General features: G+C 68.7%; 16 protein-coding genes. 8 read left to right on the top strand and 8 right to left on the bottom strand.

All coding sequences use genetic code 11. The features are described 5' to 3' along the window. Window positions 1-165: 165 nt before the first annotated feature. The 3 genes from IMZ11_RS07280 to IMZ11_RS07270 all read left to right on the top strand — a co-directional run bounded on the left by IMZ11_RS07280 (window position 166) and on the right by IMZ11_RS07270 (window position 3812). The gene (locus IMZ11_RS07280) at window positions 166-813 is read left to right on the top strand and encodes an ISAs1 family transposase (protein WP_228638930.1); all 648 of its coding nucleotides are present in this window, start codon (window positions 166-168) and stop codon (window positions 811-813) included. 585 nt (window positions 814-1398) lie between these two features. Then, the gene (locus IMZ11_RS46120; protein ID WP_228638853.1) at window positions 1399-3162 is read left to right on the top strand and encodes a phosphatase PAP2 family protein; all 1764 of its coding nucleotides are present in this window, start codon (window positions 1399-1401) and stop codon (window positions 3160-3162) included. A 113-nt stretch (window positions 3163-3275) separates the two neighbouring features. After that, the gene (locus IMZ11_RS07270; protein ID WP_228638851.1) at window positions 3276-3812 is read left to right on the top strand and encodes a DUF6529 family protein; all 537 of its coding nucleotides are present in this window, start codon (window positions 3276-3278) and stop codon (window positions 3810-3812) included. 32 nt (window positions 3813-3844) lie between these two features. On the opposite strand, the gene IMZ11_RS07265 is transcribed toward IMZ11_RS07270, so the two are convergent. The 6 genes from IMZ11_RS07265 to IMZ11_RS46640 all read right to left on the bottom strand — a co-directional run bounded on the left by IMZ11_RS07265 (window position 3845) and on the right by IMZ11_RS46640 (window position 9743). Further along, the gene (locus tag IMZ11_RS07265; RefSeq protein ID WP_228638848.1) at window positions 3845-5782 is read right to left on the bottom strand and encodes a hypothetical protein; all 1938 of its coding nucleotides are present in this window, start codon (window positions 5780-5782) and stop codon (window positions 3845-3847) included. Further along, complete coding sequence (locus tag IMZ11_RS07260; RefSeq protein WP_228638845.1) at window positions 5767-6576, bottom strand: ABC transporter ATP-binding protein; 810 nt, start codon at window positions 6574-6576, stop codon at window positions 5767-5769. The genes IMZ11_RS07265 and IMZ11_RS07260 overlap by 16 nt, the downstream gene beginning before the upstream one ends. A gap of 376 nt (window positions 6577-6952) precedes the next feature. Next, window positions 6953-7219: a hypothetical protein gene (locus IMZ11_RS07255; RefSeq protein ID WP_228638842.1), complete on the bottom strand. Its 267-nt coding sequence runs from the start codon at window positions 7217-7219 to the stop codon at window positions 6953-6955. 87 nt (window positions 7220-7306) lie between these two features. Then, a complete protein-coding gene (locus tag IMZ11_RS07250; RefSeq protein ID WP_305075851.1) occupies window positions 7307-7756 on the bottom strand; it encodes a hypothetical protein in 450 nt (149 codons plus the stop codon). Window positions 7757-7987: 231 nt separating this feature from the next. Beyond that, window positions 7988-9106 (bottom strand): hypothetical protein, encoded by a 1119-nt coding sequence (locus IMZ11_RS07245; protein WP_228638839.1) that lies wholly within the window; start codon window positions 9104-9106, stop codon window positions 7988-7990. Between the two features lie 202 nt (window positions 9107-9308). Then, window positions 9309-9743 (bottom strand): S1 RNA-binding domain-containing protein, encoded by a 435-nt coding sequence (locus tag IMZ11_RS46640; RefSeq protein ID WP_374462247.1) that lies wholly within the window; start codon window positions 9741-9743, stop codon window positions 9309-9311. Between the two features lie 814 nt (window positions 9744-10557). On the opposite strand from IMZ11_RS46640, the gene IMZ11_RS07235 reads away from it, so the two are divergent. Together IMZ11_RS07235 and IMZ11_RS07230 are read left to right on the top strand one after the other, a co-directional pair. Next, window positions 10558-10893, top strand: coding sequence for a hypothetical protein (locus tag IMZ11_RS07235; RefSeq protein ID WP_228638836.1), 336 nt, complete (start codon window positions 10558-10560; stop codon window positions 10891-10893). Window positions 10894-11008: 115 nt separating this feature from the next. Further along, the gene (locus tag IMZ11_RS07230; RefSeq protein WP_228638833.1) at window positions 11009-11335 is read left to right on the top strand and encodes a hypothetical protein; all 327 of its coding nucleotides are present in this window, start codon (window positions 11009-11011) and stop codon (window positions 11333-11335) included. A 107-nt stretch (window positions 11336-11442) separates the two neighbouring features. Here IMZ11_RS07230 and IMZ11_RS07225 read toward each other — a convergent pair whose 3' ends face one another. After that, a complete protein-coding gene (locus IMZ11_RS07225) occupies window positions 11443-12066 on the bottom strand; it encodes a TetR/AcrR family transcriptional regulator (RefSeq protein WP_228638830.1) in 624 nt (207 codons plus the stop codon). 82 nt (window positions 12067-12148) lie between these two features. Here IMZ11_RS07225 and IMZ11_RS07220 point away from each other — a divergent pair, with 82 nt between their 5' ends. The 3 genes from IMZ11_RS07220 (at window position 12149) to IMZ11_RS07210 (ending at window position 17443) form a co-directional block, all read left to right on the top strand. Further along, window positions 12149-13579, top strand: coding sequence for an MFS transporter (locus IMZ11_RS07220; RefSeq protein WP_228638827.1), 1431 nt, complete (start codon window positions 12149-12151; stop codon window positions 13577-13579). A 102-nt stretch (window positions 13580-13681) separates the two neighbouring features. After that, window positions 13682-15331: a glycoside hydrolase family 13 protein gene (locus tag IMZ11_RS07215; protein ID WP_228638928.1), complete on the top strand. Its 1650-nt coding sequence runs from the start codon at window positions 13682-13684 to the stop codon at window positions 15329-15331. 21 nt (window positions 15332-15352) lie between these two features. Further along, window positions 15353-17443 carry an alpha-galactosidase gene (locus IMZ11_RS07210; RefSeq protein WP_228638825.1) on the top strand — a complete coding sequence of 697 codons (2091 nt, stop codon included), beginning with the start codon at window positions 15353-15355 and terminating at the stop codon, window positions 17441-17443. 276 nt (window positions 17444-17719) lie between these two features. On the opposite strand, the gene IMZ11_RS07205 is transcribed toward IMZ11_RS07210, so the two are convergent. After that, window positions 17720-18538, bottom strand: a complete 819-nt coding sequence (locus IMZ11_RS07205) for a sugar nucleotide-binding protein (RefSeq protein ID WP_228638822.1) — start codon at window positions 18536-18538, stop codon at window positions 17720-17722. Window positions 18539-18583: the final 45 nt, after the last annotated feature.

Raw genomic sequence — 18583 nt, 5'->3', positions numbered from 1 at the left:
CGCCCCGCCGGATGGGCGGCGCCTGCGTCAGGTGATCGCGATAGACGGCAAGGCCCTGCGTGGTGCCCGCCCCCGCGAGGGTGGGGCCATCCATCTGCTGTCAGCCGTCGATCACCGCACCGGCACGGTGCTGGCGCAGACCGACGTGGACGGTAGACCAACGAGATCACGCGCGTCCGGCCGCTGCTGGCGGGGCTGGACCTGGCAGGGAAGGTGGTCACTGCTGACGCGCTGCACACCCAGCGCGACCACGCCACCTTCCTGGTCACGGAGAAGGGCGCGCACTACCTGCTGGTCGTGAAGAAGAACCAGCCGGGTCTGCACCGCCAGCTCACCGCGTTTCCCTGGCGACAGGTCGAGGTCGGCCATCGTGACAAGGATCGAGGTCACGGCCGCGAGGAACACCGCTCGATCAAGGTGGTCAGCATCGCGGCCGGCATCGTCTTCCCGCACGCCCTCCAGGCGATGCAGATCAAACGCCAGGTCCGCGGCCTGCGGCCGGGCGCGAGATGGCGAACCGTCACCGTTCATGCGATCACCAGTGTTCCCGTCCACCACGCCCGGCCCGCCGAACTGGCCGCCTGGATCCGTGGTCATTGGACCATCGAGAACAAGGTGCACTACGTCCGCGACGTCGCCTACGACGAAGACCGCTCCCAGGCTCGTACTGGCAATGCTCCTCGTGTGATGGCCACGTTGCGCAACCTCGCGATCAGTGCGATCCGCCTGGCCTGGCAGACCAACATCGCCCAAGCCCTGCGGTGCCTCGCCCGCGACGCCAGCAGACCCCTCGCGATCCTGGGCATCACATGATCAACCGGCGCTAAACGACTTTGCCGGGGCCCTGCCCGCGCTGCGGAGTGGATGGTCCAGCTTGCATAGGGCTTTGCCTCGGCAATGTTTACGCGCGTTTGCTGTCGGCTATGGTAGTGAATGCGGCGGTATGGGATGTTTGATTACATCCGGCACGGAAGGCGTTTTGATTGCCCTGTTCCAGCGGCCCGTGAATAGAAGTTTCTCGCCGCCAGCCACCCGATCGGGAAGTGCCTTCGTCCAGGAGAGAGAGCCTTCTGCGTTCAATATTCGAACCAATCGAGCAATGCTGACGAAGGGGCACTGGCGTCCATGAAGAGAACGGCGAGATTACGGCTTTAGTCGTGTCCTGTCGTTACGGTGCTTTTCGCAATGACTGGAGCGGCTTCCGCAAGCGAACCAGCGATGCGCCGAGCGGGTCCTGACGACGCAAGCCCTACGAGCCCGCACGGTGACGACCGGCACGGCTAAATCCCGCCTGGGTTGAGAAGCGGGGGTCCCTGACACGGTGGGCGTTGGTTGGCGTAGAGACGCTGAAGTGGCTTGTCATCTTTCCTCCCTCCGCTACCTGACAGGAGGAGGATCGTGAGGATCCTCGCACTTCCCGAACCAAGAAGAACCCAGCGGCGGTCTGTGCTCGCGCTCGCGGTGGCCTTCCTGACACTCGGTGCCCAGCACGCCACGGCACCCGCCGCCCATGCCACCCCGCTCGGGACCGCGCACGTCGTCGCGCAGCCGACCCGGGGCAACGTGGTGATCGAGTGGAACCGGACGTTGCTCGACATCGTGCGCAATCCGCACGCGGAGCCGTCCACCGTCCACCCCACACGTAACTTCGCCATCATGAGCGCAGCCGTCTATGACGCGGTCAACGCGATCAGCCGCGCTCACCCGCTCTACGGCCCCAGCCTCACCGCACCACGGGATGCCTCACGCCCCGCCGCGGCCGCGGCGGCCGCGCACGGCGCCCTCACCGCCCTGTACCCGGCGCACAAGACCAGCCTGGACCGCCAACTGTCCACCGATCTCGCCGACATTCCCGACGGCCGCGCCAAACAGGAGGGCATCAACGTCGGCGCCCAAGCGGCCCGCGCCATCATCGCCCTGCGCGCGCACGACGGCGCCGACGCCACCCCGCCGCCCTACGCCACCACCGGCAAACCCGGCGACTACCGGTCGACTCCGCCCGCCTTCAAGGCACCGGAGTTCACCAACTGGGGCAAAGTCACCCCATTCCTCCTCCGTACCGGCCACCAGTTCCGTCCTGGCGCGCCCCCGACGCTGACCAGCCGTGCGTACGCGGCCGCCATCAACGAGGTCAAGACCATCGGCGCCGCCCGCAGCATCACGCGGACGGCCGAACAGACCAGGCTCGCCAAGCTCTGGGGCGGCCCCGCCCAGAACTACTGGTACGACGTCGCCCAACAGGTCGCCCTCGCGCGCCACAGCGACCTCGACCAGTCGGCGGACATGTTCGCCCTGCTCAACCTCACCCTCGCCGATGCCACCATCGGCATCTACGACGCCAAGTACACATACCGGTTCTGGCGGCCGGTCACCGCCATCCGCCTCGCCGCCGACAACCCGCAGGTCAAGCGAGACCCGTCATGGACCCCGCTGGTCACCACCCCTCCGGACCCGTCCTACCCGGGCATGCACAGCGACATCAGCACGGCCGCCGCTACCGTAATCGCCCGCTTCTACGGCGACCGCAACACCTTCACCCTCGCCTCACCGGCGAGCGCCGGCAGCCCGCGGTCCTACGCCAAGCCCTATACCAGCTTGAGCGCCACCGCGACCGAAGCCGGGCTCAGCCGCATCTGGGGGGGCGTGCACACCCGGCTCGACCACAAGTCCGGCAACGAACTCGGCACCGCCATCGCCCGCTACGCGCTCGGCCAGTCGAAGCTCGCGCCGGCTGTCCCGAGTTCGCCGACCGGGAAGACCCCGGCCGGCAGCGCCAGCCCCGCCAGCGCCACCGTCGCGAACGCCACCGTCGCGGTCCGAGACTCCAGGCTCGGCAAGATCCTCGTCGACGGCCGAGGACGCACGCTGTACCTGTTCGAGGCGGACAAGGGCACCAGCTCGACCTGCTACAGCAGGTGCGCGACCGCCTGGCCGCCCCTGACCACCGCGGGCAAGCCGCAGGCCGGCAACGGCGCATCACCCGCCTTGCTCGGCACCACCGCTAGGACCGACCACACCACCCAGGTCACCTACAACGGCCACCCGCTGTACTACTTCGTCACCGACGTCAAGCCCGGCGACATCACCGGGCAGGGTGTCGACTCCTTTGGTGCCAAGTGGTACGTGCTCGACCCGAAGGGCAAGAAGATCGAAACGGGCTGATTGCTGTCGGCCACGACAGCTGCCATACGCGCAACGTCGAGCGGGCTGTCGCTACGGCCCCGGCGGCCGGGATCATGGGGAGGGAGCAGGCGGACGTGGGAGCTGCGCCGAGGATGTCACCCCGCCCGGCCCGGCTGCGGCTGGCGACGGCCGCCGGGCTCGCCCTGGCCGTGACGGCGGCCTTGTACGCCTTCGGCCGGATACACACCCCGGACTTCGCCAGCAGCCTGTTCGGGCGCCGCGGCGACGACGCGAACCTTCTGAAGGCGCAAGTCGGTACGGCGCTGCTGGTCCTGGCCTTCTACCAGCTCATATTGGCGCTGTGGATCTACCAACGGCTACCCGGGGCCGGCGCCGCCCCCCGCCCGGTCCACCTCGCCCACCGCGTCGGTGGAGCCGTGCTGTTCGTGCTCTCGCTACCCATCGCCTACCACTGCATCACCGCCTACGGAGTGCAGACGGACAGCGCCCGGGTCGCCCTGCACTCCCTCGCCGGCTGCTTCTTCTACGGCGCATTCGCCGCGAAGGTACTCCTCGTCCGGAGCCGGCACTTACCCGGCTGGGCGTTGCCACTCGCCGGCGGCACCCTGGTCACCCTCATCGCGATCCTGTGGTCCTCAGCGGCGCTCTGGCAGTTGGCCCAGCCGTAGGTGGCGGTCGGCCCGCGCGCTCATCGACGCCATCACGGGTGGTCGCCTTGGTGGCGCATTTCGGATGACACCGCGCAGACGGATTCGAGCTCCTGGCGCTGCCCGGTCGGCGGGACGGGCGACTCAGCCATGCCGTCACCGTCCGGGTCGCCCGGTGAGGTCGGGGGCTTCTTCGGGATGGTCACCTTGATGGCGAGGTAGTACAGGTAGGAGCCGAGCAGGACCATGACGACAGCTGTGGGCCACTGGAGCACTCCGGGAAGGTAGAGCGCCAGGAACCACGACCTCACGTCGACGTCGACCAACAGGACGATCATCGGCACGATCCCCTGTGGGAAGAGCGCGATCGAGCCCAGCGTCCAGCCGATGACGGAGATCCACGCGCTCCGCTTCGGTATCTCGATCTTGACCGACGTGGTGCTGCGGCCGGTGCGCATGAGGAAGAGCATCTCCGGGCCGCGCACCTGCAGGCGACGGATCGCCACCCGCCCGAGCCACCAGGCGAGGAAGACGCCCGTGGCCACACCGACCGGGACGGCCGTCCACAGCAGGAACGCGTTGTCATACACGGTGCCGAGTGTGAGGAACGTCGCCGCCGGGATCCCCGGCAGCAGCCCGCCCCAGAACATGAGGTTGGCCTGGCCGGTCGTGTCGCCGTGCTCCAACGGGTTGTCGGGGCGCTTGTGAGCGTCGGGGCCGGGTGCGAGTGCCACCACCGAGATGAGCGCACCGAGGCCGACCCCGCCGCCGAGCATCGCCGGCACGAAGGCCAGCACCCAGGGCCAGGCCCAGGTCAGACCGCTCCACGCGGTGAAGACCACCGCGATGATCAGGGTGATGGGGCCGAAGATGAGCAGGTAGGCCAACTGCCGGCCGCGCAGGTCCGCACGTTCGCTGCCGGTGAGCAGAGTCATCCACAGCGCGGTGCCGTCCTGGCCGTAGAGATTGGACGCGGCGCTGCCGGCCATGACGGCGAGCGCCGGGGCGGCCCAGGGCAACAGCAGCTTCGCGTCGAACGTGAGTGGCAGCAGGGCCGTGCCCAGCGCCCAGACCAACGGGACGAACACCGTCTGGGTCCGCAGCGGGTCACGCCACCAGGTGCGCAGCTCCTTGCGCAACACGGCGCCGGTGTTCCCGGCGAACAGCCCACGGCTGGAAACCTTGGCATTGCGCGAGCCGCGGATGGTGACCCTGGCCCGCCGCGGTGTGCCGAGGCTGCGGCTCCAGCAGAGGAGCAGCAGCACGATGAGCAGTGCCAGCCCGGCGAGCGCGCCGAGCGTCACCCACCACTCGCCCCGGTCGGCCGACTCGACGGCGACGAGCCCCCACCCGGACGGGATGGCCCGAACCGCGTTCGAGAAGCCGGGGCCGAAGCCGTGGGTGAGCACCCCGGAGATCTTGATCGCGGCGGCGACCATCCAGCCGGACTGGGCAAGCACCATCATCGCGGCGATGAGGACGCCAGTGAAAGCGGCGCCGATGCGGGACTTCGCCACGACACCGAAGACGACCATGGCTACCCGCGAGAGCAGGACGACGAAGACCAACTGCAGCACCACGGCCGGCACCGCCGCCAGCGCGGGCACGACGCCGAGGCGGGCGGCGTAGACGATCAGACTCAGGAAGGCCAGGAGCGTCACAGCGGTGGTGATGCCGACGAAGGCCGCACCGAGCAGCCCGACGGCGAGCCGTCGATGCGGCACGGACAGCAGTGCGAAGTGGTCGACACGCAACACCGTGGAGCCGCCCCAGACCGGTCCGACGATCCAGCCGAGCATCCACATGACGTAGACCGCGGCGAGCAGATCGGCCACCACGGTCGGGTGGGTGGTCTCCACCAGGCTGAGCCAGATCGTGGCGACCGCGAGGGCGACCCCGATGACGCCGCCGACGACCATCCAGGTGGCCTTGCCCCCGGTCATGGAGTGGCGGATGATCACCAGCTTCATCCGGATCAGGATGCCAACCACGACAACCCCTCCCCGTCGCCGACCTCGACGCCCACGAGGCGGACGAAGGTCTCCTCCAGGGTGCCGCCGCCGCGCACCTCGTCGAGCGGGCCGGCGGCGACGACCTTACCTTCGGCCATCACGGCGACGGTGTCGCACAACTGCTCGACGAGTGCCATGACGTGGCTGGAGAGGACCACCGAGCCGCCCGAGGCGACGAACCGCACCAGGATCGACTTGAGCGCGGCCGCCGAGACCGGGTCGACCGCTTCGAAGGGCTCGTCGAGCACCAGCAGCCGGGGCCCGTGCAGCAGCGCGGTCGCGAGACCGATCTTCTTGCGCATGCCGGTGGAGTAATCGACGATCAGCGTGCGCTCGGCGCCGTTGAGCTCCATGACATCGAGCAGTTCCTGCGTCCGCTGAGCCACCACGTCGTCGGCGATGCCGCGCAGCTGCCCGATGAACGTCAGCAGCTCCCGGCCGGTCAGCCGCTCGGGCATCGCGAGACCATCCGGCAGGACGCCCATCAGTGACTTGGCCCGGACCGGCTCGGACCACACGTCGACGCCGAACACCTCGGACCGGCCGTCGTCGGGTCGCAGCAGGCCCACTGCCATCGACAGCACCGTGGTCTTTCCGGCGCCGTTGGGCCCGACGAGGCCGAAGAACGAGCCCCGAGGAACGATCAGCTCGACATGGTTGACCGCGACGTTGTCGGCGAAGACCTTGTGAAGACCCTTCAGCCGCAGTGCCGGAGCCGACCCCTCGGCACCCGGACGCGATGCCTCGGCATCCTGTCTGGTCGATGTCTCCATCGCTCCCCTTGGCTGTTGTCGGTTCGTGCCCACCTCGCACACGAATAGGAAAAGGGTAAGTTCGGAACTCTCCGGGGAATACCCCTATCTCACCGCTGGCCCTGTTTTGGGGCATGATGTCCGTTTAATTAATGGCGAGCGAGAACTGTGACATACCTCGGATGATGAATCCGTGGGTCGTGGGTTCAAGTCCCACCCGCCCTACTCGACTTGTTCAGTGAATATGCCCTACCACCTGCGGTTTCTCGTCTGATGATGGTTGACGTGACAGGCAGCCGAGAGCCGCCGAAAGCAGCCGGATGCCAGTGGTCGCGGAACATACGCGGAATGCTCTTTGCCCCGTTTTCCCAGGTGGCTCCAGCAGTTTGCGGACGGGTCACAGGCATCTGACCCACGAGCGGGCGGTGCGCTCGTCCATCCCGATCTCGTCCTGGACGAGGATGACGGCCTCCTCCTCGCGGCCCCTCACCTTGAGCTGACGGACCCGCCCCGTCAGATCCATCGCCCGCATCGGATCGACGTACTTGAGCACGCGCCGCTGCCGAAGGATCTTGCTTAATCGGGTGAGCCACAAGAGGAACGCCACACCGAAAAGCACACCGGGGAGGACGAATAACAGATAAGGGATCATCGTCTCCGACATGTGCGGATCTTATGGCCCGCCATCGTGCCTTGAACATCGAAGGACCCCGGGAGATCTCCCAGGGTCCTTCGATGTGATCTCGTCTCATCAGGCGAGGGCTTCCAGGATTCGGCGGTTGGCCATCTCGCGTTGCCCGTCGATGCACTTGGCGTAGACGCGCAACATCACGTCCACACCGTGCCCGGCTCGTTCCGCGGCTTCCGGGGCATGGACCCCCGCGTTCAGCCAGAGCGAGACCGCCGCGTGCCGCAGGTCGCACGGCCGGGCCGCCAGCGGCGACGCGACGGCGTCCGGAGGGAAGGCGTACCCGCGTGCTTCCTTCCAGATCTTGGACAACGTCGAGCCGGAGAAGGCTTTGCCGGACTCGGTGCGGAACAGCCGCCCGTCAGCGGCGACGCCGTGGGCCGCGATGTGGTCGCGCAGGATCGTCACCAGTTCGGGCGGGATCGGAACGGGCCGGGTCTCCTTCGCCCCGCGATACTTGAGGCCGCGTTCGTCGTGGGTCTCCCCCGAGTCGGTGTACCGCTTGCCGCGCATGATCCCCGGCACCCCCGCTCACGAGTCAGCTTCCGTCGCCCCTGAGGGGACCGGATCTTGCGGATCTCGAACTCCATCGCACTCCCCAAGCTGGGGTGTTGCGACGACTCCTAGAACGGAAGTCGTAGCGAGGGGGGCTTTTTGATCTCCACGGGGCCTCTAGTTGCAGTTCTAGTTGCAGTTGCTTTCAGTCCTCGCCCCACAGGTGCTTTCAGGCCGTCATGTGCGGTCTCACGAGATGCGCCAGAACGTGCCGTTCGCCGAGAGGTCGTCCCGGGCCGTGGACCCCACCGCCCACACTGTCGCCGTCCCGGGCTGGCGCGCGAGTGAGGACAGCACGGTGTCCCGCCTGGCTGCGGCTGTCCTGGCTGTGGAAGGTAGCGGCACCTTCGTCCAGGTCTTGCCGGTCACGTGCCAGAGGGTGGGGTTCCATTTGGACTCGACTATCCAGAGCCCGCCGGTGCCGTCCGCCTCCACCTTCCTGAGCTGCTGGCCGTCGACCGTGCCCACTGCCATCGTCCATGTGGTGCCGTCCCAGTGCGCGCTCAGGCTCCGGGAGTGCGTCTCCTCTGGTCTATTCCAGCTGAGACTGCCGACCGCCCACACGTCCTTCGGTCCGAGCACCGCGATGTCGTCCAGGGTGGCCAGGGCATCAGCCGACGGGAGCTTCAGTGCGGGCAGGGGGACCTCCGCCCAGGCCGTGCCGTTCCAGCGGATGACGAGGGGCTGCTGCCCGTTGCGCCCCGCCGCCCAAACCTCTCCGCCGGCATGCGCGTCGATGGCCCTGAGTAAGCCCGGCACGGGAACGGACGCCCACGTGGTGCCGTTCCAGTGCCTGGCCGTGGGCACCGACGGTGAGACGGCCCACACGTCCGTCGCACGTACGCCGGCCGCGCCGGTGGCGGTGAAGCCGCCGCCCAGGGAGCCGCCCAGGGAGTGGTTCGTCCAGGAACGGCCATTCCAGTGCACGGCCAGACTGCTGCCGAACACCCACACGTCCGAGTCCGAGATGGCGGTGATCACCTTCAGGCCGAAGGGCGGGCTGTTCGCGATCGACGTCCACGATCTGCCGTCGAACCGCTCGACCACGCCCCTGTTCACGCCGTCCACGTCTCGCTGCCCGACCGCCCATACCGTTCCTCCAGGCAGGACCGTCACATCGTTGAGCACGTCGTGCCTGGGAATGTTGCTGACCTTGACGATCTGCCAGCCGGGCCAGGCATGCTGGACAGCGCCGAGCTGCGATGTGCCGCTCGCGGGCGCGTGCCAGGCGTCGATGGACCCCGCCGGGGCGGGGGAACAGGCCCCCACGACGACGGTGACGGCAGTGATGAAGATGGCGACGCGCATGACCGCTCCGTTCTGCCGGCAACTGGGGATCACGCGGAGGCTTCGCGTCCGCTGTTCTCTGTTGAGACGGCCGGAGTCACCTGGTTCGCTCCCGACGCGCCTGGATTGTTCACGACGCCATGTCCACACCGGCCCATACCTGCTGCAACGACATCTCCTTCGGTCCGTCTGGAGGTCCCGCAACGACCTTGCCGACACATCCCTACACAGCGATGTGCTCGCAATTCTCAACCAGTGGCTGAGTCGTCACGGGATGCCAACACCCAACACCCACCGCACCTACGCCAGCGCTATTGACCGCACGTTCGCGTGTACGCGAGGACGGGCTTGGCCGCGTCCGCGCGATCTCTACCCGCGGATCACTCTGCAGCGCCTTCAACGACAGTGACACCTGCGCACACTCAAGATCAACATCCAGGACCATGACAACCTCCTGGCCGACCTGGACGATCTCGGACGCGTCTTCGAAGTGGCACCACGCCAACTCAGGCACGAGCACCAGGCCATCAGCACCATCGAGATCCACGAATACGCCGCAGCGTTCAATGGAGGTGACAACTCCCTGGCGAACCTGCCCCGACCCCAAGGTACGCAAGAACTCCAGGGCCGCTTCGGACTGCCCACCTTCGACCACCACACAGCGGACACTATGAGGCGCTCGTTGCGTACAGCAAGACCTCAAAGCCATGTGGAAGCGCATTTCAAGATCCGGCACATACGCGGAACACCGTAGGTGAAAGATGATCGACGCAGCGCAGGGCAGCAGGTCAGAGGCCCGCTTCCCCGACAAGATCAATTCCACTCATAATGAGTCCTACGGACGAAGAAGACTCGGATGTGGGCGTGGCTGGACGTCGATTCGTATGTGATCGAGGCTGTGCATCACTGTTTGCCGTGGTACATCCATGGGCGAGGCTCTCGCGCTGAGGCGCATCCGTAGGTGGACCAGGTGCCGGGGCCGTCGATGGGTTCGACGGGAGGTTCGCGGCAGCGGGCGGTCACGGCTGGTCCTGTTGCGCTTCAGAGAGCACCTCCTCAGCGGTCGAGGCGAGCGGCGCGGCGGCGGCCGAGATCTCCCACACGTGCTCGGGCGGAAGCGCGGCCAGGTGCGCGTGGAGCCCTGCGCCGCCCGCGATTGCCCCAACTTCTCATCGGTGACGCCGGCGCCTGCCACTCCTGGCAGGCCCGCTTGATGTCGGCATCGGCGCTGGCTTGGATCATGACTTGCGGATATCGCAACGCATGTTGATACGCATTATGACCATTCGACCAGACTTCCGGCGAATGTGCCGGGCCATCGGATCATCTCGCTCCCACGGGGCAATCCGTCGACAGGATCATATGATTGCCATCCCTTGATGTGTCTCCGTCCAGATCCATGATCGACAGATGGATAGCGTGGAAGCGGTCACAGCTAGTGACCACACATGGACAGGAGAGGATCCACAAGCATGCTCCACCGCGTACTTCTCGCCAGTTCCGCCTGCGTCGCTTTCGCCGTCATGGCGCCAGTCGCCGCTTCGGCGGAGACGCTCGCACCGGAGAGCCCAGCTACTGTCGCGCAGGTCGACAGCGCCGCAGTCAACACCACCCACAGCGACTGGGGTCGGCCCGGCGGCTGGGGTCGGCCGGGCGGCTGGGGTCGGCCGGGCGGCTGGGGTCGGCCGGCCGGCTACTGGGGTCACCCCTGGGGTAACCCGTGGGGTACCTGGGGTCGTCCCTGGAGCGGCGGCGTAGTTGTCGTCGACGACTGCACCCTCGGCTACTACGGGGACTTCTGCCTCTGAAATGAACCGGGTGGATTCTCAACGAGAACCGCCCTCGGGGATCAGCACGAATCCTCGTGTCGAGCACGCGCGTAGACACCCCAGACTGTCAGCAAATTTTGCTGACAGTCTGGGGTTGATCAGTTCGGGCCTCGCGGTCGAGGCACTCCAGCCAGGAGTCGCCGATGTCGTGGAGGTAGCGGGCGAGTCCGTCGTAGTCGAGTTCGGGGCGGGCGACGCGGAATACCTCGGGCTCAACGTGGCGCGTGATCAACCTCCTGAGGCTCCATTGGAGCGCCATCTACCTGTCAGGGATGTGCTGGCGGATGAACAGGTTGATGCCGTCGACCATGATCTGGGCGCGCTCGCGACTGAGGTTGTCGAACTGGCCGTGGGCAGCCTCATTCCGTGTTCCAGCCCAAGCGGTGATGCCGCCGTGGCGGACATCTCGACAAGGCCATGACAGTACCCGGCAACCGAAGAAGAACCGGCAGGACGCCCGCCCCTGAGAGTCCGGCAAGACGTTTCTCCCGCTCGTCCGCCGCGTAGCCGCACCCGGATCAGGCGGGGTCAGGCGGATAGGTCGGCGAAGTAGGCGCGCAGCAGCCGCCGTGCCTGGTCGATCATCGCCGGGTCGCCCTGGCGCGAGGCGCGGAAGGCCAGGGCGAGCGCCACCGACGTGGCCTCGATGGCGAGCCGCATGACGCGATGCGGGTCGGTGATCGGAGGCAGCCCGATCTCCTCGACGGCGAACGCGTAGAGCCGGTCGGCCAGCACGTCCCCGCCTTCCTCCGTCTCGCCGTCGGGCAGGAAGGACGCGCCACCGGGGCGGGTGTCGGCGAAGTCGACCACGGTGAAACCGGGGACGCTGCGGCGCATCTCGATGGTCTCCTCGATGACGACCTCGGCCGCCCGTGGCCAGGTGAGCGCGGGCTCGTCGGCGGAGCGGCGCCGCAGCCGCTCGATCAGCAGCTCCAGGTTGCGCATGGCGAGCTCGCGCATCATGCCGGGCTTGCCGTCGAAGAACTGGTAGACCGTACCGCTCGGCACACCCGCGCGGCGGGCGACCTCCGAGGTGGTCAGGGCGTCGAAGCCGACCTCGTCCAGGAGCCCGGCGCAGGCGTCGAGGATCCGTTCGACCCGTTCGATGCTGCGTTTCTGGACCGGCCTGCGACGGATGCCGTGACTGGCCAACGTGATCCCTCCAGGGTCTTAACATGACACCCCGTCATGTTCTAACGTGGCGCCCACTCACCTTAGGACAGGAGGGGCGTCCGTGGCCGATCGGCGCACCACACCCGAACCCGACTCCGAACGCGACGCCGAACCCAACTCCGGACTCGACGCCGAACCCAACTCCGGACTCGACGCCGAAAGCGATGCCGAACCTGACAGTGAACGCGGCACCGAACGGGACACCCCCTTATCCGAGGCGCCCACCTCGCACGACGCCGGATCGGGTGCCGTACCCGCGGAGCCCACCCGGAGGGTCTCCGTCGGCTGGATGTCCCTCCTCGCCATGGTCCAGATGGGGATCGTCATGGCCTCCACCACGGGAGGCCAGATCCTGCTGCCGTCCCATGTGGAGCGCATCGACCCTCTGCACAAGGAGGCGTCCCTGGCCGTGGTCTTCGCCGCGGGAGCCGTGTTCACCGCCATCGCCAATCCGGTGTTCGGCGCGCTGTCGGACCGGACCGTCGGCCGGTTCGGCCGCCGCCGCCCCTGGATCGTGACGGGCGCGCTGCTCTGCGCGACCTCACTGGTCTTCCTCGGCGGCCAGGAGTCGCTGGGCGGACTGGTGGTGGGCTGGTGCCTGGCCCAGCTCTCCTTCACCGCGATGATGGCCACGGCGGTGGCGACCGTCCCCGACCAGGTACCCGTACGCCAGCGGGGCAAGGTGTCCGCGCTGGCGGGCGTGGGCCAGCTCACCGGGCCGCTGCTCGGCGGCCTGGTCGTGACGATGGCGGTCACCGGCCTGTTCCCCGGGTACGTGGCGGTGGCGGCCCTGGTCCTCCTGACGGTGCTGCCCTTCGGTCTCCTCACCCGCGAGGCCCCGATCGCGCGCTCCCCCGGCCGCAGGCTGGAGCCGCGCGCGTTCGTCACCGGCCTCTGGATCAGCCCGCGCCGCCATCCCGATTTCGCCTGGGCCTGGCTGAGCAGGTTCCTGATCAATCTCACGCTCTCGATGGGAATCGGCTATCTGCTCTTCTTCCTGAGGGACGCCGTGCGGTACGAGCGGCTCTTCCCCGGATCCACGGCCGAGCAGGGCGTGCTGGTCCTGGTGACGGTCTTCACGCTGAGCAGCGTCGCGCCGGGCCTGCTGGCGGGCTGGCTGTCAGATCGGATCGGGCGGCGCAAGCCGATCGTCTTCGTAGGCGGCCTGACCATGGGCGCCTCCGCGCTGGTGCTCGCCACACTGGCGAGCTGGCCGGCCGTCATCGCCGCGGCGGCGCTCCTCGGCGCGGGCACCGGGATGTTCGCGTCGGTGGACCAGGCCATGGTCACCCAGCTGCTGCCCGCCGCCACCGACCGGGCCAAGGACCTCGGGGTGGTGAGCCTGGCGAACTCGGCCGCCGGCGTCCTCGGCCCGGTGGTCGCCGCGCCCCTGGTCACCTCCGCCGGCGGCTACCCCCTGATGTACGGCGTCGCGGCGGCGTTCGCCGCGTGCGGCGCCCTACTCGTCTGGAAGATCCGCGGCGTTCGGTAGAGCGCGCGGAAGAGAGAGGAAACGATGTCCGACCCGATGCCCACCTCGACATCCGACCCGGTGCCGGCCTCGATGGCCGATCCTTCGAGCGGCACCATCCCTATGCCCGATCCCGCGGCCATCCCCGCGTCCGGCCCGTGGTGGCGTGACGCCGTCGTCTACCAGGTGTATCCGCGCAGCTTCGCCGACGCCGACGGCGACGGGGAGGGGGATCTGCGCGGCGTGCGGACGCGGCTGGACCACCTGGCCGAGCTGGGAGTGGACGCCGTCTGGCTCAGCCCGTTCTATCCCTCGCCGATGGCGGACGGCGGCTACGACGTCGCCGACTACTGCGACGTGGATCCCCGGTACGGCACGCTGGCCGACTTCGACGCCCTCGTGGTGGAGGCGGCGGCGCGCCGGATCAGGGTGATCGTGGACATCGTGCCCAACCACTGCTCCTCGGAACACCCCTGGTTCAGGGAGGCCCTGGCGGCACCGCCCGGCAGCCCGGGGCGCGACCGGTTCATCTTCCGCGACGAGCCCAACAACTGGCAGTCGAACTTCGGCGGCCGCGCCTGGACCCGCGTCGCCGACGGCCAGTGGTACCTGCACCTGTTCGACTCGGGACAGCCGGACTGGAACTGGCGCAACCCCGACGTGGTGGCGATGTTCGAGCGGGTGCTGCGTTTCTGGCTGGACCGGGGCGTGGCGGGCTTCCGCATCGATGTGGCCGCCATGCTGTACAAGCAGGAGGGCCTCCCCGACCTGCCGCCCGACCGCCAGAACGCCTACCTCATCCCCGACGGCACGCCGGTGCCGTACGAGCACCAGCCCGAGTTGCTGGAGCTGTACCGGTCGTGGCGGAAGATCCTGGACTCCTATCCCGCAGAAGCGTTCCCCGGGCCGCGCGGCACGGTGGCCGAGATCTGGTTCGACGACGCCGCCAGGGCCGCGCCGTACCTCGCCGGGGACGGCCTTGCGCAGTTGTTCAACTTCCGGTTGATGCCGACACCGTGGTCCGCGGCCGAGTTCCGCGCGGTCATCGACGACTCCCACCGACTCGCCGTCGAGACCGGCGGCTCTGTCCCGTGGGTGCTCGGCAACCACGACGTGCCCCGCATGGTGACCCGGTACGGCGTCGACCAGGCCCTCGTCCGCAACCCCACCCCCGACGTCCTGCTCGGCCGCATCGACGTGGACCGCGCGTTGGGGACCCGCCGGGCCCGCGCGGCGGCGCTGCTGCTGCTCGCGCTGCCGGGCGCGGCCTACATCTACCAGGGCGACGAGCTGGGCCTGCCCGAGCACCTGGCCATCCCGGACGATCAGCGCCAGGACCCGATGTTCGAGCGCACGGCCCGGACCTTCATGGGCAGGGACGGCTGCCGCGTGCCGCTCCCCTGGGCCGGTTCCGCCGCGCCGTACGGCTTCGCCGACCGGCCGGTCCGCACCTGGCTGCCGCAGCCCGACGACTGGGCGGACCTGGCGGTCGAGCGTCAGCGGGCCGACTCCGGCTCGATGCTCGCCCTCTACCGGGCCGCGCTGGCGGAACGCCGCCGCCATCCCGCGCTCGGCGACGGTGACATGACCTGGCTGGATCTCGGTCCCGACGTGCTGGCGTTCGGGCGGGAACCGGGCTTCGTCCTCGTCGCCAATCTCGGTACGGAGCCGGTCGAACTGCCCGCGTACGACGAGGTGCTACTCGCCAGCGGGCCGCTCGATGGCGGCCTGCTTCCCGCCGACACCGCCGTGTGGCTGCGGACCGGCGCCTGAACGCCTCACCCCGGGAGGACCATGATGATCTACGACGCGGACGCGCGGCTGTGGCTGCTGTCCACTCCGTCCAGCGGTTACGCCGTCCGGCTCGGCTCCGACGACGCCCCGTACAACGTGCACTGGGGGCGGCGGCTGACGATCGAGCAGGCGCGCACCCTGCCGCCGGACCGCGAGGAGCTTCCGGCCGAGGGCGGCGGACGGTTCGGCGCGGCCTCGCTCCAGATCCGGTACGGCGACGCCGTACGCGGGGTGGAGTGGCGCCACCTCGGCCACGACATCGGCACGGACATCGACACGGACATCGACACGGACGCGGGCGGTAGCGCAGGCGGCGAGGCAGGGGGCAAGGCAGAAGGCGGGCACCTCGCGATCCGGATGGCGGACCGGCACTACCCGCTGGAGATCACGCTGCACTACCGGGTGCGGTCCGGCAGTGACGCGATCGAGCGCTGGACCCGGCTGCGCAACGCGGGGAGCGAGCCGGTCACCGTCCTGCGCTGCGACTCGGCGGCCTGGACGATGCCGCCGCGCGAGGACTACAGGATGACCCATGTGGTCGGTGACTGGGGGCGGGAGTTCCAGGTCCGGCGTGGTCTCGTACCCGAGGCCGAGACCGTGCTGACGAGCAGGCGCGGGCACAGCGGCCACCAGGTGAACCCGTGGCTGATGCTCGACGCGGGCGACGCGACCGAGGACCACGGCGACGTGTGGAGCACGGCGCTCGCCTGGAGCGGGAGCTGGCGCATGACCCTCGACCGTGACCAGGACGGCCGCGCCGGATGGACCGGCGGATTCGGCCACGAGGGGCTGACCTGGCGGCTCGGGCCGGGCGAGGAGCTCGAAACGCCCGTCTTCACCGGCGTGTACGCGCCCGACGGCTTCGGAGGCACGAGCCGCCGCTGGCACGACCACATCCGCCGGCACGTCCTGCCCGCCCCCGACCGCGTCCGACCGGTGATCTACAACTCGTGGGAGGCGACCGAGTTCGACATCTCCGAGGCACAGCAGATGGCGCTGGCCGAACGGGCCGCGAGCGTCGGCGTCGAGTTGTTCGTGATGGACGACGCCTGGTTCGGCGGGCGGACCGATGATCACGCGGGGCTGGGCGACTGGTGGCCCAACCCGGACCGCTTTCCACGTGGTCTCACGCCTCTGATCGACCACGTGAAACGGCTCGGCATGAGATTCGGCATCTGGGTGGAACCGGAGTCGGTCAACCCCGACAGCGACCTCCACCGCGCGCATCCGGAGTGGGTGCTGCACCAGCCGAACCGCACGCGGACGGAGCTGCGCAACCAACTGCTGCTCGACTTCTCCCGTTCCGACGTCGCCGAGTGGGCGCACGGCTGGCTGGACGACCTGGTGATCAGGAACGACATCTCCTTCCTGAAGTGGGACATGAACCGCCCCTTCACCGAGGCCGGAGACGACGTCTGGATCCCGTACATCCGGAACGTGTACGCCGTCATCGACCGACTGCGCGCCGACCACCCGGACCTGCTCATCGAGGGGTGCGCCAGCGGCGGCGGCCGGGCCGACCTGGGCATGCTGGCCCGTGCCGACCAGATCTGGACCTCCGACAACACCGACGCGCTCCAGCGGGTCGCCATCCAGCACGGCTACACGCAGATCTATCCCGCCTGCACGATGGGGGCCTGGGTCACCGACAGCCCGAACCAGATCACCGCCCGCCCGTCCCCGGTCCGCTACCGCTTCCACGTCGCGATGGCGGGAGCGCTCGGCATCGGCGGCGACCTGCGCGCCTGGAGTGCGGAGGACCTGAGCTGGGCGACGGCGCTCGTGGAGCAGTACAAGCGGATCCGGCCGATCGTGCACGGCGGCAGGATGTACCGCCTCGGGGAGGGCGCGGTGCAGTACACGCGCGGGCCGGAGACCGTGGTGTTCGTCTGGCAGCCGTCCGCCCTGCGCCGTGCCACCGCCCCGGTCCTGCTCAGGGCCCTCGATCCGGACGGGGTCTATCGCGACGAGGACACCGGGGTCGTCCACCACGGTGCCGTCCTGATGAGTCACGGCCTGCCCCGGCCGCTGCCGTTCGACACGATGAGCGAGTTGGTCCACCTCACCCGCGTGACCGCCCCGGCGACGTGACGTAAGGCGGGATGTAAGGCGGGACGGCCGCCGCACAAATTGCGGGCGCCTACTGGTCGGACCCCTGGTCCGGTTCCTTGGGCGGGGACAGGATCAGGGCCATCAGATGGGGCCGCGGTCGGCTCCGGTCGCTCCCGAGGTTCCAGGAACCGGCCGTCCCGCGCCACCGGGTCGGCCGCGTCCTCGCCCCTGGCGAGGCCTACCGGCGCCCGGCTCATCACAAGAAAGGCACCGAACCGCGGCGCGCGCCCACAGGGCGGCAGTGATCGCCGGGAACTACCTCAGGAACTCCCGCGCACCGCGCAACCTGGTCCGCAGCTGCCGCTGAGTCCTGTCACAGTCCAACCGCACATCGATCGGCCCGGGCACGTCCGTGTCGGCGCGACGACCGAACGGCAGGCGGGCCGGATCGAATCCGTCACGCCGCGCGATAAGGCACCCGAGCTCGTAACGACTCACCGCATCCGCTCCGGCGACGTGGTGCATCCCCGCACGGTCGGAGCGTGCCAGCTCCAGCAGGGCTGACGCCAGATCACTGACATGCACGGGGCAGCGCACATCATCGGTGAACAACATGCCCTGCTCACGGCCGGCGGCCAGCGAGTGCACCACGGCCTCGTGCGAAGAGCCGCCGTCCCCGACGATCAGAGACGTCCGCGCGATCAACGCCGTTGGCGTGATCACCTGCACAGCCACTTCAGCGGCCGCCTTCGCCGCCCCGTACGGAGTGACCGGATCAGGGACGCAGTCCTCGGCGTAGGTGATCGCGCTCCCGGAGAAGACGGCGTCGCTGGACACGTGCACCAGCCGTCCTCCGGCCTTGGAGGTCGCGATGGCCACATGGGCGGCACCCATCGCCGTTGTCGCCCAGTCGGACTGGCGGAAGGCCGCGTTGACGACTACGTCAGGGCTGAGCACACCGATCAGGTCGGTCACAGCTTCACGATCACGAACATCGAGCCGCAGCCAGTCGACTCCCGCTACTTCCCCTGGCCGGGTCAGATACGTAGCGGCCACCGCATGGCCATCCCGCGCGGACAGCCGGACGAGTTCGCCTCCGAGAAAGCCGCTGCCGCCGACAACGATGATTCTCATGGGCGGTCACCGTAGTGGATCACGAGCGAGCCCGAGGGCCGCCCG

Origin of the sequence: Microtetraspora sp. AC03309 (genome assembly GCF_020826795.1) — a bacterium.
Classification (GTDB): Bacteria; Actinomycetota; Actinomycetes; order Streptosporangiales; family Streptosporangiaceae; genus Microtetraspora; species Microtetraspora glauca.
Note: the sequence above shows the minus strand (reverse complement) of the source record. Positions and strands in the feature narration are given on the sequence as shown.

What these genes read in the sequence shown, in the direction of transcription:
- IMZ11_RS07270 (WP_228638851.1), top strand. Translation starts at nt 3,276, where the DNA reads ATGTCACCCCGCCCGGCCCGGCTGCGGCTGGCGACGGCCGCCGGGCTC.
- IMZ11_RS07260 (WP_228638845.1), bottom strand. Translation starts at nt 6,576, where the DNA reads ATGGAGACATCGACCAGACAGGATGCCGAGGCATCGCGTCCGGGTGCC.
- IMZ11_RS07255 (WP_228638842.1), bottom strand. Translation starts at nt 7,219, where the DNA reads ATGTCGGAGACGATGATCCCTTATCTGTTATTCGTCCTCCCCGGTGTG.
- IMZ11_RS07250 (WP_305075851.1), bottom strand. Translation starts at nt 7,756, where the DNA reads ATGCGCGGCAAGCGGTACACCGACTCGGGGGAGACCCACGACGAACGC.
- IMZ11_RS07245 (WP_228638839.1), bottom strand. Translation starts at nt 9,106, where the DNA reads ATGCGCGTCGCCATCTTCATCACTGCCGTCACCGTCGTCGTGGGGGCC.
- IMZ11_RS07235 (WP_228638836.1), top strand. Translation starts at nt 10,558, where the DNA reads ATGCTCCACCGCGTACTTCTCGCCAGTTCCGCCTGCGTCGCTTTCGCC.
- IMZ11_RS07215 (WP_228638928.1), top strand. Translation starts at nt 13,682, where the DNA reads ATGCCCGATCCCGCGGCCATCCCCGCGTCCGGCCCGTGGTGGCGTGAC.
- IMZ11_RS07210 (WP_228638825.1), top strand. Translation starts at nt 15,353, where the DNA reads ATGATGATCTACGACGCGGACGCGCGGCTGTGGCTGCTGTCCACTCCG.
- IMZ11_RS07205 (WP_228638822.1), bottom strand. Translation starts at nt 18,538, where the DNA reads ATGAGAATCATCGTTGTCGGCGGCAGCGGCTTTCTCGGAGGCGAACTC.